The 16,218-nt window shown below is 48.2% G+C and carries 15 protein-coding genes; 5 read left to right on the forward strand and 10 right to left on the reverse strand.

What is annotated here, in order from left to right; translation table 11 throughout:
* Nucleotides 1-257: 257 nt before the first annotated feature.
* Nucleotides 258-584, forward strand: a complete 327-nt coding sequence (locus tag EKG38_RS04570) for a DUF2956 domain-containing protein (RefSeq protein ID WP_126519040.1) — start codon at nucleotides 258-260, stop codon at nucleotides 582-584.
* A 116-nt stretch (nucleotides 585-700) separates the two neighbouring features.
* On the opposite strand, the gene EKG38_RS04575 is transcribed toward EKG38_RS04570, so the two are convergent.
* Nucleotides 701-1,579: an ion transporter gene (locus tag EKG38_RS04575; protein ID WP_126519041.1), complete on the reverse strand. Its 879-nt coding sequence runs from the start codon at nucleotides 1,577-1,579 to the stop codon at nucleotides 701-703.
* Between the two features lie 504 nt (nucleotides 1,580-2,083).
* Complete coding sequence (locus tag EKG38_RS04580; protein WP_126519043.1) at nucleotides 2,084-2,374, reverse strand: winged helix-turn-helix domain-containing protein; 291 nt, start codon at nucleotides 2,372-2,374, stop codon at nucleotides 2,084-2,086.
* A gap of 180 nt (nucleotides 2,375-2,554) precedes the next feature.
* Here EKG38_RS04580 and EKG38_RS04585 point away from each other — a divergent pair, with 180 nt between their 5' ends.
* The 3 genes from EKG38_RS04585 (at nucleotide 2,555) to EKG38_RS04595 (ending at nucleotide 5,657) form a co-directional block, all read left to right on the forward strand.
* Entirely contained in the window at nucleotides 2,555-3,337 is a 783-nt protein-coding gene (locus EKG38_RS04585; RefSeq protein WP_246033086.1) for a PH domain-containing protein, read from the forward strand.
* 1 nt (nucleotide 3,338) lies between these two features.
* A complete protein-coding gene (locus EKG38_RS04590) occupies nucleotides 3,339-4,880 on the forward strand; it encodes a PH domain-containing protein (protein WP_126519045.1) in 1,542 nt (513 codons plus the stop codon).
* Between the two features lie 237 nt (nucleotides 4,881-5,117).
* The gene (locus EKG38_RS04595) at nucleotides 5,118-5,657 is read left to right on the forward strand and encodes a DUF924 family protein (RefSeq protein ID WP_126519386.1); all 540 of its coding nucleotides are present in this window, start codon (nucleotides 5,118-5,120) and stop codon (nucleotides 5,655-5,657) included.
* Between the two features lie 123 nt (nucleotides 5,658-5,780).
* On the opposite strand, the gene EKG38_RS04600 is transcribed toward EKG38_RS04595, so the two are convergent.
* The 7 genes from EKG38_RS04600 to EKG38_RS04630 form a co-directional block, all read right to left on the reverse strand.
* Nucleotides 5,781-7,406: a methyl-accepting chemotaxis protein gene (locus EKG38_RS04600; protein ID WP_126519387.1), complete on the reverse strand. Its 1,626-nt coding sequence runs from the start codon at nucleotides 7,404-7,406 to the stop codon at nucleotides 5,781-5,783.
* 412 nt (nucleotides 7,407-7,818) lie between these two features.
* Nucleotides 7,819-8,250, reverse strand: a complete 432-nt coding sequence (locus tag EKG38_RS04605) for a universal stress protein (RefSeq protein ID WP_126519046.1) — start codon at nucleotides 8,248-8,250, stop codon at nucleotides 7,819-7,821.
* 249 nt (nucleotides 8,251-8,499) lie between these two features.
* Nucleotides 8,500-9,717 carry a 3-oxoadipyl-CoA thiolase gene (pcaF, locus tag EKG38_RS04610; RefSeq protein ID WP_281276943.1) on the reverse strand — a complete coding sequence of 406 codons (1,218 nt, stop codon included), beginning with the start codon at nucleotides 9,715-9,717 and terminating at the stop codon, nucleotides 8,500-8,502.
* 1 nt (nucleotide 9,718) lies between these two features.
* On the reverse strand, nucleotides 9,719-11,110 hold the full coding sequence (locus tag EKG38_RS04615; protein WP_126519047.1) for an aspartate aminotransferase family protein: 1,392 nt from the start codon (nucleotides 11,108-11,110) through the stop codon (nucleotides 9,719-9,721).
* A gap of 93 nt (nucleotides 11,111-11,203) precedes the next feature.
* Nucleotides 11,204-11,914, reverse strand: a complete 711-nt coding sequence (locus EKG38_RS04620; RefSeq protein WP_439332639.1) for a 3-oxoacid CoA-transferase subunit B — start codon at nucleotides 11,912-11,914, stop codon at nucleotides 11,204-11,206.
* A complete protein-coding gene (locus EKG38_RS04625) occupies nucleotides 11,911-12,621 on the reverse strand; it encodes a 3-oxoacid CoA-transferase subunit A (protein ID WP_126519049.1) in 711 nt (236 codons plus the stop codon). The genes EKG38_RS04620 and EKG38_RS04625 overlap by 4 nt, the downstream gene beginning before the upstream one ends.
* Nucleotides 12,622-12,636: 15 nt before the next feature.
* The gene (locus EKG38_RS04630) at nucleotides 12,637-14,238 is read right to left on the reverse strand and encodes a hypothetical protein (protein ID WP_185826772.1); all 1,602 of its coding nucleotides are present in this window, start codon (nucleotides 14,236-14,238) and stop codon (nucleotides 12,637-12,639) included.
* Nucleotides 14,239-14,696: 458 nt separating this feature from the next.
* Between EKG38_RS04630 and EKG38_RS04635 the strand changes: the two genes are divergently transcribed.
* The gene (locus tag EKG38_RS04635; protein WP_126519051.1) at nucleotides 14,697-15,542 is read left to right on the forward strand and encodes a LysR family transcriptional regulator; all 846 of its coding nucleotides are present in this window, start codon (nucleotides 14,697-14,699) and stop codon (nucleotides 15,540-15,542) included.
* A gap of 228 nt (nucleotides 15,543-15,770) precedes the next feature.
* Here EKG38_RS04635 and EKG38_RS04640 read toward each other — a convergent pair whose 3' ends face one another.
* Nucleotides 15,771-16,214, reverse strand: coding sequence for a universal stress protein (locus EKG38_RS04640; protein ID WP_126519053.1), 444 nt, complete (start codon nucleotides 16,212-16,214; stop codon nucleotides 15,771-15,773).
* Nucleotides 16,215-16,218: the final 4 nt, after the last annotated feature.

Raw genomic sequence — 16,218 nt, forward strand, 5'->3', positions numbered from 1 at the left:
AATAAGTTTATCTAACTCGCTCATTGAAAAAGTGCTTCGAATAAGCGCTTGGAATTAGTTTATCGAACCCGTTCATTTAACAAGCTCTTCGAATAAAGAGAGAATATCAAAACCCGTATATGAAAGTCGGTTTTGTTTGTATCAAAAAATGAGTGTCGTTTGACTGAACTTATCCTAATTAAAGTATATAGTCTTCTCTCATTCAGAATCGATACTAATTCAGAATCGATACTAATTCAGAGCAAGCAATAAACCTTATGGCAAAGAACATCTCGAACGAAACCCAAAACGAGGCGATGAAAGTTGCAAAAGCCACTCAGAAGCCTGGGCAGGCTAAGGAACAGACTAAGCTTATCGCCTTAGGCATTGAGAAAGGGATAGCGGAATACAAGAAACAGCAGAAAAGTAAGGCCAGAGACAGAGACAAGTCCCGCAAGCAGGAGATTAAAACCAAGGCACGCGCAGCAGAAGCGCTAGACAGCGATACGGCAGAGATTGAGACCAAATCAAACGTCCAGCTGCTGCCCTGGGGATTACTGGTTGTCAGCTGGATTGGGTTTATCGGGTTCTATCTCTTGAAGTAAGAGTTTAAAATAAGAATTTGAAGTGAGAGATAGCATCAAGTCACGAGTCAAAGATAAGGCTAAAACACAGGAAGCGAGTTCCTAGGTTCTAGATCCTAGGAACTTTGCTACTAAGCTTATCCCGCCCTCTGCGCACTTTGCGCATTTTGAACCAGCAAGCCTTTGAGCTCTGCTATCTGCGCTTTAAGCTCCACCACATCGGCGGCGCTGGCAGGTTTTTCGCTATCCTCTAAAGGCTCAGCGACTGCAGCCAAGTTTTTCGCCTCATCAGCTTCTTCTTCCGCTCGCATCGCTTGCGTTTCCTGGGTCATCACATCGAGTACAGCACCCACCATCATGTTCAGAAATACGAAGGCTGTCAGGAAGATAAAGCTAAGATAATAGATCCAACTCAGCGGATAGACCGTCATGGTTTCATACATTACAGAGGTCCATGATTCGAACGTCGACACCCTAAACAGGGTTAGCATAGCGACCGATACATCGCCCCAGAGAAAGTCATTGATATGGGCGAACAACATGCTGCCGATAGCACCATAGATATAGAAGATCACAAACATCAGCAAGGCGATATAACCCATGCGCGGAATTGCCTTCAGAAGCGCATTCACCAACATTCTCAGCTCTGGGATCATAGAGACTAGTCGTAGCACCCTGAAGATGCGCAACAAACGGGCGATGAGAATTCCAGCTCCACCAGCGGGGATTAAACTGCCAATCACAATCAGGGTATCGAAAATATTCCAGCCATTACTGAAAAACTTCTTAGGGCCATCACTCGCTAAGAATCGAATCACAATTTCGATGGCAAAGAACAGGGTAATACCCACATCCAGCACCACCAGACTCTTCTCCATCCAAGATGGCAGATGATAGGTGTGTGCACCGATCGACAAGGCTGACACTATGATCACGAAAATCACGAAGCCCTGAAAGGCCTTGCTGTTGTCAATCAGCTTAAGTTTGTCCTGTATGCCAGAAACGTTTGCCAGCACGGCACTCTCCTCTACATTGGTATTTGGTTATATAAAAAGGGTTGAAAAACTAATGGGAGCAGCAGAGGTAAAATACCAATCGGTATAAGGATGACTCGAGAAACAAAAAGCTAAACTCCGGCCTCTTCCGCAGCCGGCGGACTCTAGCAGGAGTAGCTTAAATTTTTATTAAAAATGAAAAGGCTAAGGTGCCGGGGCTGAGAGTAGTCAATGTAGGCTATAAAGCAGGATGGCTATAAAGCAAGAATCCTCAAGATAGAAAAAGATGGCTATAGGGTAAAAGGTAAAAGGTAAAAGATTAAAGCACTAAAATAAAAAGCTGGATCCTGAAACCAGTTCAGGACGACAACCAAGAGTTAACAAGATTCAAGCCCTGAAAGGTTCGCGGCTAAAGCCGCTCCTACATTGGTTATATCAAGCTCGCAGCTCGTAGTAGCTTTTGAACATTCGCGGCTAAAGCAGCTCCTACATGGAGAATGTCAAAACTCGTAGCTCGAGGCTTTATCAAGCCAAGATTTCGGTGATCTTATCCAGGTGAGTATCTACCCAGGCGCTGCTGATGGGTCCCCAGGTCTTGATACGATAATGCCCGGCGTTATTGCGCTCGCCGTCCTGGATAAACTGACACTCGATACCTATGTCCGAAAGCGCTGCAATAGCGTCTTGAAGCGTTCGTCTTGGCATACCTGTTAACTTATTCAAAGACAACAGGTTATGTTGCTCACTATCGATATGATGCGCAAGGTATAGCTTTCGTAGAAATGCTTTTTTCTGTTTTGAAACTTCAATGTCCAAATCGGCACCTTTTATTTAAATAAATCAATTATCAATAACGAATACTAGTAGGTATAGCCCCTATAAAAATACCACAGAGTGAAATTGTTGTGAAATATGTCAGTCTATAGAGAAAGATAACCTCTTCTTGATATAGTGATATTCGAAAATGAATAAAAAACCAGAAACGGATACTGGCACATGCCCCATGAAACGCCTGAAATAAAAGACAATTTACTTGATACCAAAGCCTATACCTCAATGAAAGAGCCAGCTCTGGAAGGAGATTCTGCGGTGATTACGGATCTGACGCCCTCGATTGACTCTGTCGATGAGATCTCTAATTTAAAGAGTGAGCCATTAGATCCCTATTCATTAGAGCACGGTCTATTAGACCACAGGCCACAGCCTCAGGAGCAGTGGCAAAGCTTCGACCAAATCCCATTGTCGCCGGTTGAGCCGCGCCATTACACACAAATACTCATTGAAACGGCGGCCATTTCAATAACCTTTATCTCTATCTTGTCGGTATTTCTCATTTTTGTCGCGACCATTCCCCTGCCCATCGCGGCAATCGTCATTCCCGCTCTATTACTGATAGGCTCGGCTATCACTTGGCTTAGGTACCTCAATGCCAAGGCAATAGGTTATGCGGTCTGTCCCCATGAACTCGTGATGCAGACCGGGATCATTTGGGTAAAGCGGATCTCACTCCCCTATACCCGACTGCAACATATCAGCCTGTCTCAAGGCCCGCTAGAGCGAAAGTTTTACCTGCGGACCCTGAAATGCTTTAGCGCCGGAAGCGGCAGTGCAGAGATCGAACTGCCCGGGTTAGAAAGTAAGACCGCAGAAAAGCTCAGACAACACCTGCTCAGCATGGCGGCAATCGCCATCAAAACCACTGCTATCGTGAATGAGAAGGAGGTGAATGAAGAAGAGGTGAAACGAGAGGAGCCCACAGTCGACGGGGCAGAGCAATAATATGAGTCCGTTACTCCCTCAGTGGAAGGGCCTGTCTCCATGGTCGATCGTGAGCTTTACCTTTAGCACCATTCGTATTCTGGTCACGAACGGCTACGCCATGGTGCCTTTCGTCTATACAGGTTGGAAGCAGGGGTTTGATTCTCCCTGGATGCTCATTGGCTTTGTCGGTGTATGCTTACTTATTCTCACCAGCGCTATTATAGACTGGGCCATGTTTCGCTATCGCCTGTTCGATGACAAGTTTGGTATACGCCAAGGACTCATTTTTAAGAAGGCTCATGAAATTCCCCTAAGCAAAATTCAAAACATCCGCCTGGAACAGCCCCTCTACTTCAGGCCGATGGGCCTCTATAGTTTAGTGGTTGAAACTGCGGGGTCGAAGAAAGATGAAGCCGTGTTAGCCGCGGTCAGTTACCAACAAGCCATTGAACTCAAACAGCGACTGGTTAACCCACAACACTCTTTCGATTCAGGGTCAGACAGCAGGACCGAAACACACCAGCACTCAACGTCAAATCAAACCGGGAAAGAGGCGAGTCAGACGAATAACCAAGCCCCCTTGGTATTGAAAAGAATGAAGTCACTATTACTGTTCGGCTTCTATCAAAATAATCTATTTTGGTTTGCCATTATCGCAGGCCCTATTATCGGTCAGTTTGATTGGGAAGCGCTGGCAAATACCGACCAAGCCCTGGGTGTGATGCATTGGTATGAGCAAGCCATCGCCGTCAATATGCTGCTCCAGTTTCTCTTCGCCAGCTCACTAATTATCGGCTTTTATCTGTTACTTTCATTAATCTCTATGGCGGCATCCGTACTCAAGTATTATCCCTATCGGCTGAGTTTAAGTGGAGATACACTGCATAGAACCGGCGGGATAATAGCTAAGCAAAACGATGCTCTGACACAACATAGAATACAGGCCATACGCTTTACTCAGCCCGTTATCGGACGCTTTCTCAAGCTATGGACAATTAACTTCAAGCAAGTCAAAGGAACCGAAGTTGAGCAGGTCGCAAAGAAGCATATGCTGGTCCCCAGCATGACAAGAGAGGCCATCGAAGCATTAATGCCTAAACTGTCGGGATTAGTCTCTATGAGTTCGAGGCTTCCTCACTCCTACTCTCGGATCCATCTTGGTTGGTTTTGGCGTCGAGGCTTTTTGCCGCTACTCATCCCCATGGTAAATACCTTATTTCTAGGTCTGAACCCCTTCACTGACCTGTTATGGTTTGCGGCCATCTGCTTTGTGATTGGCCTCTATTTGAGATGCCGACAATGGGGTTATCTGCATCAGGGAGATGATTGCTGGGTCCATACCGGTATGCTCGGACAGACCTGGCATCTTATCGCATTGAAAAAAGTCCAACATGTAGCCATTACCCAATCACCAAGCCAAAAACGAAAACAGCTGGCCAGCCTGGAACTGGGACTTGCCAGCGGAGCCCTGACCATCCCCTATATGCCCTTGGATGATGCCAGAGGTATCGCCGAACGGGCATTAGCGATAACAGCCAAAGATCATACGAACTGGATCTAATACTAATTGGTATATGGAAACACTCGATATAAAAAAACAAACAAGCGCTTGAATAGCCTAAACTTAAATTGCTAAATTATTGTCAGTAACAGAAAACAATGAACACCAGTAATTAAGTAGCCATATCGCAATCGACAGGAAGGGGAAACTTTCTTATGTCGGTTACGGTTCGTGCCAGCCAAGGAGAGTCAGACATTGAACACCAGCAATCAAGTTAATAGTCAAAGCATTATTAATATGACCCCCGATACCATCATTAACTTCTGGTTTGAAGAGATCGATCCAAAACTTTGGTGGGTGAAAGACACCCAGTTCGATTGCTTGCTTAGGGATCGTTTTAGCGAATTGGTCGAACAGGCCAAACGAGGAGAGCTATACCACTGGCGCACGACACCTGAAGGGCGGCTCGCCGAGATCATCGTGCTGGATCAATTCTGCCGCAACATCTATCGTGATACACCAGAGGCGTTCGCCGCCGATCCCATAGCACTGACCTTAGCCCAAGAGGCTGTGGCACTAAATATCGATAGCGAGCTTAAAGGCAAACAGATCCCTTTTCTGTTTATGCCCTATATGCACAGTGAATCCCCTCGCATCCACGAGGTTGCGATGATCTTGTTTAGCCGGGAATCGGCCAAGGGGAACCTGGAGTTCGAACGTCGCCATAAAGTCATAATCGATCGCTTCGGTAGATACCCTCACAGGAACGAGATCCTAGGACGAGCATCGACAGCGGTCGAGTTGGAATTTTTGTCACAACCGGGTTCAAGTTTTTAGCTGTAGCGCGAGTATCGGCTTCAAGCAACGAATGACAATTTAAGCAAAAAAGAGAGAACCCTTACCTTAGGTAAAGGTTCCGTCTCGACTTGATAGCGGTCAGCTGCCCTAGAGTCTAAAGCCCTAGAGCTTAAATTGGCTCACCTGTTCACGCATACTTTCCGACAGGCTGGATAGCTCTTCCACCGAACTCGTCAGCTCTTGCGCCGCCATGGTAGAGGTCTGCGCGATATCACTGATGGCAATGATACTTCGGTTTATGTCTTCGGCGACACTACTTTGCTCTTCGGCTGCGGTGGCGATCTGAGTATTCATGTTACTGATATTATCGACGGAGAGTACAATCTCATTAAGCGCTTCACCGGCCATGTTCGCCTTCTCATTAGCATCATAAACCTGCTCTGTACCAACCTTCATGGCGCCTACGGCTTCCTGAACTCCTTTTTGTAAACCATCGATCATAGATTCAATTTCTTGAGTCGATTCCTGGGTTCTCTGTGCCAAGGTTCTCACCTCATCGGCCACCACAGCGAAGCCTCGTCCCTGTTCACCGGCACGGGCCGCCTCGATGGCAGCATTTAACGCCAACAGGTTTGTCTGCTCGGCAATGCCCTTAATCACATCCAAAACACTACCGATATTTTGACTCTCACTGGCCAGATGGGTGATCACCTCAGAGGTCTGATCTATCTGCTTAGAGAGCAGAGACATGCTGGAAACCGATTGCTGAACGATACCATTACCTTTAGTCGCATTGCCTTCAGCATCTTTTGCGGAATCGGCGGCATTAGTCGCACTCTGGGCGACTTCGGCAACGGTTGCCGTCATCTCATTCATCGCCGCTGCAGTCTGCTCCGTTTCCGATTGCTGCTGATGCATTCTGTCATTGGTCTGCTGAGTAAACTCACTCAACTTTACAGTCGAATCTCCGACGGTATTGGCGGCGAGCGCGATAGAGTTAAGAATGCCACGCAGATGCTCAATCACCAGTGTCAGGTTAGTCGAGATCTGCCCCAGTTCATCGTCGTTAAAGGTCTTAAATTTAACGGTCAGATCAGAATCGACCCGGACGGTATTGAGTGTGGTGACAATATTATCTATGGGACGCATCACGGCATTGGTCACCCAGAGCCCGATCAAGACACTCGCCACTATGGCGATCAGCGTCAAGACGATAAAAATCTTCACAGAAGATACGTAAATTTCATCGACCCTGTCTTTCTCCTCACCCGCGACCCTTAACTGAAGGCTGACCAGCTCGGCAATTTTTCCGCTGATAGGATCTATCACATCATAGAGAGGCGCGATATCATCATTCAACTGACCCGTAGGCGCACCTTGCATGCCGTTGAGCTTATTAACAAGCCGAGAGATTTCTTGATTGGCCGGGGTGAATAATCGATTGGCTTCCTTAGCTAACCTGCCCTCCTCTTCGGTCAAGGTTGTCGCCATGTAGCCATCCCACTTCTCACTGATATTTCGGCTGGAGTCTGTCATTGCACGACTGGCTTCTGCGGCGCTGAACATTCCGGCATTGGCCTTGTTGACCGCATCGATAACCGAGACCGCGTAGTCATCCCCGATAATCTTAAGGTCTTCAAGAGGCACGACCCTGTCGTTGTATATGCTTACAACGCCAAGTTCAATCTCCTCCATCATGTTGACTGCTAAAACGCAGATGCTGATTAATAGAATTAACGGGACTAACAATCCCAGTGTCATTTTTTGTTTAATCTGTAAGTTGACCATCACACTGCCTACCGAGTCAGGTTTATCGCCTCCTTTGTTCCGGCTCAGCCATTCCATTTTTCGAGCCCTATTATTAAGCATAACAAACAATAAAAAATACTGGACAAATTTTGTACTAACCAACAGTCACTTAGCAACAGATAATTCTAATTTAAGTGTAAAAATGAATGCAAGACAAAGGATTACTCTATTCACTAAGGTTTAAACAGAAGAGGTAAAATATTGTTGGCACGATTAAAAGCTGATAATTAAGAGGTTTACTGTTAAATGGGGCTTACTGTTAAGAGTGAGTTTCGACAACTTTCACCCGCATGGATCCACCGCCTGACGCTTGTCTGCCGACCATTTGCTCTATCTGAGATATTTGCGCTAAAGAGCTGTAGCTCCAGTCTCTAGCGCAAACGGTATAATATTATTTCACCACCAACACAGGACATTCGGCCCCACCGGCAATGGCTTCAGCTACATTCGGGTGAAGAAAGTGGCTCAGACCTGTGTAACCATGACTGGCCATGACTATCATCCCGGCATTAACCTCTTTGGCCGCATCCAAAATTTGTTTAGTGGCATGTCCGTGGCGGATCAAGACCTCAATTTTTACCTCGGTATCCAGGTCATCTATCAGCTTTTGCATCTTTTCAGCAGCCTCTCCCCCCAACCGGGTCGCAAGCTCTTCGGATGTAACAGACAAGACCCGCGTGTGTTTATCACCAAAAGGCTTATCGATGACGTGCAATAAACGGATACCGACCTCATAATGTCGGGCCATCTCCATGGCATAACCTAAAGCATGAGATGCTGTCTCGGAAAAATCTGTGGGACAGAGTATTTGACGAGTACGCATTATTTTTCTCCTTTAACCCTGTTATTAACGACTTAGTACTAGTTAGTTTAAATCTAGATGACTTTCACCGATGCAACCAGTTTTAAAGTTAAGAATTCATGGATTTTAATTACCAATTGTTCGCTTTCATCACCTCAGGTAAAAGATCATAAACACCTAATTAATCTGAAACTAATTCTCTTATCCATGAGGAACGAGGAGCGAGGAACCTAGAACCTCGCGCCTAGGTCCTAGAACCAGCACCTTTTATCAATCCACTCTCTCAATCACCATAGCGATCCCTTGCCCCACACCGATGCACATGGTGCATAACGCCAGCTTTCCCTGAGTTCGCTCTAGCTGATAGGTCACACTGGTAGCCAGACGCGCTCCGCTCATGCCTAAAGGATGACCGAGTGCGATGGCGCCGCCCTGTGGATTTATCCTGGGGTCATCATCCTTCAGCCCGAGCTCACGGGTACAGGTTAATGCCTGAGCGGCAAAGGCTTCATTAAATTCGAGAATATCCATATCATCCAGAGTGAGTGAAAGCCTCTTTAGTAGCTTGCGGGTCGCAGGAACCGGGCCTAACCCCATAATTCTTGGTGGTACGCCCGCAACCGCCATACCCAATATTCTCGCCTTGGGTTTAAGGTTATATCGCTTAACCGCATCACCAGAGGCAAGCAGCAAGGCCGCTGCACCATCGTTAATCCCCGAGGCATTACCCGCCGTGATTGAGCCACCATCGAACAGGGGCCTTAACTTGGCAAGCTTATCCAGACTCGTCCCGCGCAGATGCTCATCTTGACTGAAGACCACAGGATCGGCGCGACGCATAGGAATGCTCACCTCGATAATCTCCTCTGCAAATCGCCCATCCTCCTGCGCCGCCGCCGCTTTTTGCTGACTCCAGAGGGCAAACTTATCCTGATCTTCCCGGCTTATGCCAAAGTCATTGGCCAAGTTTTCTGCCGTCTGGGGCATCGCCTCTGTGCCATAGTCGGCATCGAGTTTAGGATTGATAAAACGCCACCCCATGGTGGTGTCATAGAACTCGGTTGAGCGTGAGAAGGGTGTCGTGGCTTTGGGCATGACGAAGGGAGCGCGGGACATACTCTCGACGCCGCCCGCGATCATCAGCTCGGCTTCACCACAGCTGATCGCGCGAGTCGCATCGCCAATGGCATTAAGACCCGAACCACACAAGCGGTTAACCGTACAACCGGGCACTTCCTGAGGCAGGCCGGCCAGCAGAGTCGCCATTCTGGCAACGTTGCGATTATCTTCGCCAGACTGGTTAGCACAGCCAAGCAGCACATCATCGACAGCCTGCCAATCGACTCCCGGATTTCGCTCCATCAACGCTTTAAGTGGTAAGGCTGCTAAATCATCGGCCCGAACGGAAGATAATGCCCCACCGTAGCGACCTATCGGTGTCCTGACCGCATCGCAGATATAGACATCTTTCAGCTTATTTGAACTCATGTTAATGACCTTCTACAGATGAAAACAGTGGTTTAATCTTACGAAGCCCATCCAGTAAGACCTGAGTAAATTGGTTTATCTCTTTACCTGTCATCTCGGTCGAAAGCGTACCCGAACAGGTGTTGATCATCATAAATCCGTTATCAAACAGGTAGTCCACCAGCGCAGTTCTGATACGACTCTCCTTAGCGTCGGCAAAGGAGGCACGATAGTTCTTCGGCGGGTTAGCCTTCATATGAATTCGGAACATGGAGCCGTCACCGGTGACACAGGCGGGAACATCGGCTATCGCAATCACCTCACTGATTTGAGATCTAAGCTGCTCACCTAAGGCATTCAATTTAGCCACCGCTTCTCGATCGAACAGTGTCATAGCCGTCAAACCCGCCACCATAGTGACTGGATTAGCGGAGAATGTGCCAGAGTGAGGAAACAGCACCTTATCATTGAGAGGATTCATCACATCCATCACATCGCTGCGGCCAGCCAGTGCGCCGACCGGGAAACCGCCACCAATCATCTTGCCCATAGCCGTCAAATCGGGAGTCACGGGATAGTTATCCTGCGCGCCGCCATAACCGTTACGGAAGGTGATCACCTCATCGAACACTAACAGAGCATTGTGATTAGTCGTCCACTCCCTAAGCGCAACCACAAACTCCTGTGAAGCAGGAATAAGCCCCACACGATGAGGCAGAAGGTCCACCAGCACACAGGCTAACTCATCCTTGTGCTTATCTAAGATGGTGATGGCCCGCTCAGCATCGTTAAACGGGATCACTACCACATCCTTGAGCGTGGCTTCGGGTGTACCGAAGGCAACAGGCACACTATTGGGATTTGACTCATCTCCCCAATTAGCAGGACTGGCAGTCTGACTCACCTCGGCATGATCATAGAGGCCATGATAAGCCCCCTCGACCTTGGCAATTTTAGGCCTTCCTGTATAGGCTCTCGCCGCCTTCAGACAGCTCATCACCGCTTCGGTGCCAGAGTTAACGAAACGGATCTTCCCGAAACCCGCGTTGCGACTACACAAGTGCTCGGCATAATCGATCTCGACTTCGGTCGCTAAGGTAAATGCACTGCCTTTATTGAGTTGCTCGGTCACATTGGCGACAATTTTAGGGTGAGCATGCCCATGGATAAGGGCCGCCATGTTATTGGCAAAATCGACACGCGTCACACCTTCGATATCGGTGACATAACAGCTCTTTGCCGACTCGGCATAGAGAGGATTCGGGCTTCTGAGCACAGTATTACGGCTACAGCCGCCCGGCATCAAGGTTAGTGCCTTCCTGTAAAGTTCGGCGCTACGGTCGGGAGAGACTTTTTTATTGTCGTTATTATTCTTGCTATTAGTGTTATGGATAATGTTCTGGTTATCTTCCATTTTTCATATTCCAATTTACAAACTTTGTAGGGTTCTTGCTATTAGCTGGCACTATGGCTTTAGACTTTAGATCTAAACCATGGCGGCTTTAAACTATGGGCGAAGCAGTTCACAACCGGTGCGCTGCTGCACATAGTCAAAATCGACACCCGGTGCCAACTCGACCACCTCTAAACCTCGCTCCGTGACTTTGATAACGGCCAGATCGGTATAGATGCGACTCACCACCCCGCGTCCAGTCAGCGGGTAGCTGCAATGCTCGATCAACTTAGGCTCCCCCTGCTTAGTCGTATGCTGAGTGATGACAAAAATAGTCTTAACACCGGCAACCAGATCCATGGCGCCCCCTACGGCCGGAATAGCATCGACGGCACCCGTCGACCAATTCGCCAGATCCCCCTTAGCCGAGACCTGCATCGCACCCAACACACACACATCGATATGTTTGCCACGGATCATGGCAAAACTGTCCGCATGATGAAAATAGGCTGCACCCGCTATTGCGCTGACAGGTTTCTTACCCGCATTGATAAGCTCAAAATCTATCTCATCATCTTCTGGCGTTGGCCCCATGCCAAGCAAGCCATTCTCGGTGTGGTAGATCACCTCACGCCCCTCGGGAACGTAACGGGCGACCTTTTCCGGGATCCCTATACCTAAGTTGACATAGGCACCGTCGGGAATATCCTGAGCGGCCTTCTGAGCCATCTGCTCACGATCCCAACCGATCCGATCTGATGCATCTTCATGATTGTGTTGACTTATCTTGCTCATAAATAGACTACTCATGGTTAAATTACTCATGGATAGGTGACTCCGGCATTGACTAGCTTCGATTCTTGAGCCGGATTTTCGACGGTCACGATACGATTAACAAAGATGCCGGGGGTGACGACAACCTCGGGATCGATATCGCCAGCTTCGACACATTCCTGCGTCTGCACTATGGTGCACTTGGCCGCCATCGCCATGATGGGGGCAAAGTTTCGCGCCGTCTTGTTGTATATCAGGTTGCCATAACGGTCGGCATTGAGACTTTTTATCAGGGCAAAATCGGCTGTCAGACAGCGCTCCTGTACAAACTCCTGCCCATCAAACATTTCATGTTTCTTACCATCGGCCAGCGGCGTACCCACAGACGTCGCCGTATAGAAGGCCGGGATCCCGGCGCCTCCGGCGCGGATCCGCTCGGCAAGGGTGCCCTGAGGCACGAGCTCGAGCTCAATCTTGCCGGCCCGATAAAGATCGGGAAAGACCGTCGAGTTCGCGGTTCGGGGGAATGAGCAGATCATCTTACCCACCTGGCCATTCTCAATCAGGGCCGCGAGGCCCACATGGCCGCTACCTGTATTGTTATTGATCACGGTAAGATTGCGGGCACCGTGATCGATCAAGGCATGAATTAGTTCTATCGGACTGCCGGCCTCGCCGAAGCCACCTATCATCACAGTCGCACCGTCGAAAATATCGGCCACCGCATCTCGACATGAAGCTATACGTTTATCTATCATACTTACAACCCCTTATTAGCCTAAACGCTGCTGCAGCGCATCTGCCAGACCCGTCTCGATCTCTTTAAGCTCATCTTCGAAGAAGAACTTGTCGGTATCCAGTGGCGTGAGGAAGTCGATCTTATTCTCCTTCTCATCATATTTAGCCAAGATAACTCTATCCATCCACTCCATATTTCTGGCCTCGGTAAACTGCAAGGCGAAACACTTCTCGCCATTAACCACCGAGGTCCCCAGGATGGCTAATTTACCTGCCGATATCGTCATAGAGATATGGCGGGATGGGCGGTTGATAGAGGCGAGTGAGCGGTAGATACGATTAAATATCTTGCTCATATCGGCCAGCGGCGCCGTGTAGTAATGATGCTCGCCGGTTGGGCGTGCGCAATACATGGAGTGGAAGCCCACACACATCATGCCCAGAATCGTGGCCAGATCGATCCAATTTTGAGAGGAGCGTTCGACATCGACATTACCGGCTTCATCTTTAAACAGGCTGATATGGTTCATCATCGGACTCTGACTACGAATATTCACTCCGTGATTTTGCAGACGACGAATAGCCGCTATGGTGCTGGGGTTGAGCAGCTCGCGAGGCGTAGAGAAGTGAGCCATCCACGCCAGTTGTACGCCGTTGTCACGCATAGTGTCGAACAGCTCCAACATAGGTTCATACTTTTCAGTTAACACCATCTCAGGTTGGAAGGTCAGTGCCCGGGTAGCCAGGCGGACATTTTTAACATGCAGCAGAGAGGGATCTTCGATAAGCGGCATCACATATTGGCGTAAACGGCTCACCGGCATATAGCCGCCATCACCGCCGGTGATCAGAATATCGGTCACTTCAGGATGTCGTCTCAGGTATTCATGCAGCTGGGCAATATCTTTCTGGATAAACAAATCTTCATCACCACGAACCTGTGCGTGACGGAAACAGTAAGTACAGAAGGAGAAACAGTTTTGGGTGGTCTTATCAAACACCAGCTGGCACTGAGGATACTTGTGCTGGCTACCATCGAGAAACTCCAGCACGCCTTCATCGTTCACAAACCAGGGCTTATTTAACTGCTGATTGCCATCATGTGGGTTCGTCTTCTCCATGTAAGCGATAGCGACCTGAGTGCGGGCCTTAGCATCCGGGCTCCCGACATATTGCTGCGTCGTCTGCTCATCGATCATCCCTGGTTGCGGGAACACCAGCTGAAACACAGAGTCGGTTGGATAATCATCCCAGTTGATGCTGTTCAGTGTGTGGCGCGTCGCCAGGAAACGGTACACCTCGACAAATAGTTCACGCTCATCGATGACGCCGATATCTATGCCATTCTTATTCAGTATCGCGCAGACTTCACGAAATCCGGACAAGCCCGTGTAGTGATCTTTCTCATTAAAGAGAAACTCACGGCTTTCGAGAAAACCTGAGTGCTGGGGATAGGAGGCATGCAACCTGCTAAGCAATCCTGCCGGCAACAACCTCTCCTGGTTGATGATATTCATCGTCTCATCACTGTAACCGTATCGGGTCATTGTCTGTTCGACAGCGGCAGTGTTGACGACTAAATGCTTCTGAGGGGCTGAGGTGGTGATAATACGTTCGGCAGAGTTCTTATTGCTCATTATTATGTCCTATCAGTGACTTATCTCCCCTATCGAAAGGGGCGTTATGCTCTTCTTAAACACTTTTCAATATGAGTTTTAATAAGAGTTTTTAACAGATTTCTAAACAAGAGCTTTTAAACAAAAAGATAAAACGACAGCTCTCGGCGGTTGATTATTAACCATACATTTTTTATGGGTATTGATGAAATACAATCTTTTTATGTCACACATAGTTAAAACCTATGACTTAAGCTTGTTTGCATAGAAAAGCCTGAGTAGACTTGAAAGACAGAGAAGCCGCGAGAATAAGACAAGGCTAAGAAAGGGTCGAGTATCGAGGACAGGCAGAAACAAAGGCAGGCTCGTGACCCGTGACTTTTAGACATTCGCGGCTAAAGCCGCTCCTACATAAAGCATGTCGTAGCCCGTAACCCGTAGCCCGTAGCCCGTAGCCCGTAGCTTAATAGGATTTTAAAATGAAGCTCAGATCGATTAAATACTTTCAATCAGTGTATGAGCAGGGCAGCATCACAGGCGCGGCGCGTCAGTGTTTCGTTTCACAGCCTTCGATCACGGCTGCGATTTCACAGCTGGAGCAAGAGCTCAATATCGAGCTTTTCGTTCGTCATGCGGGGGGTGTCAGGCCAACTTCGGCGGCGGATAAACTCTACCCTCTTGCCAGAGAGATGAGTGATAACGAACAGTCAATTCTGCATCTATTCAGCGATGGACCCACACCTGTTCCCCTTCGTCTGGGACTTATGCGCTCCTTGGGGGCCCAGCGCATGAGTGAACTTCTCACCGAGCTGACTAAACGCATAGATAATCTGGAACTAACCTTGGTAGAACCCGATGAGCCCTGCGATGCGCGAGTGGTCTTATCTCAGTCTGCATCGAGTTGTGAGGACTTTATTCCAATCTGGGAAGACAGTTATCAGCTAGCCATCCCTAATGGCTGGCCACTCGCCACTAAACCACTTGTCTCTGTCGAAGATCTCGACGGTATCCCCTTTATTAACCGCACTCCATGCGATGCGCTGGATAGACTCAAACAAACCATGGCGGCTCTGGGCGTTCAGTTTCAGCCCAGAGCCAATATCCGAACCATAGAATATACCTGGCCTATGGTCAGTGCCGGTGTCGGCGCCGCCCTACTACCGGACTGGCAGGAGATAAAGCATAACGATGGCTTCGTGTTACGTCCCATTGCAAACGAGAAACTCATGAAGCGGATAGGGCTGGCCTATAATGCCAGCAGGATGGAAGAGCCACTGATAGCCTCGGTGATATCTGTGTGCAGATCTACGGCGAGACAGGGTTAACCTTGATTCTATACATTTTATAAGGATTTGATGCTGAACGAAGTTGATTTTGAAATGAGTTAAACTATTTCGTCGGGCTCTTCGGGGCATTCAAGCCTGATGCCTGAGGGCAGGTCCCTCAGGCATACTATTATTTAAGTCACACTCTTCTTTCAGGAATACTGTTCTTTCAGACACGCCAGAGTTCATTCAGATTACTGAACTCTGAGCGGGTATCGGGTCACTCAATTACTTAACGACCAGTACCGGACACTTAGCCTTATTCGCCAGCGCCTCGGCCACATTAGGGTTCAACATATGAGACAAGCCTGTATGACCATGACTGGCAATAACAATCATTCCAACCTCATTTTCAACGCTGTCTTCTAATATGTTAGCGAAAATATCGCCACTTCTGATCACAGGTGTCACACTCAATACGTTATCCAAAGCGGGTTCAATTTGAGCGACCAGCTCAGTGAGTTTTTCCTCTGAATAGGCTTCTAACTGCTTTTCTAGCTCTTCAGGACTCTCAACAATTATCCCGTAATTGTGTTCACCATAAGGCTTACTCATAACATGCAGCAGCCTGATATTTACCTGATATAAATTTGCCATCTCGATGGCATAACTAAGGGCATGCGACGCTGTCTCTGAAAAATCTGTAGGGCATAAAATTTGACGAGTACGCATAATT

Origin of the sequence: Shewanella canadensis (genome assembly GCF_003966225.1) — a bacterium.
In the GTDB taxonomy this organism is placed as follows: Bacteria; Pseudomonadota; Gammaproteobacteria; order Enterobacterales; family Shewanellaceae; genus Shewanella; species Shewanella canadensis.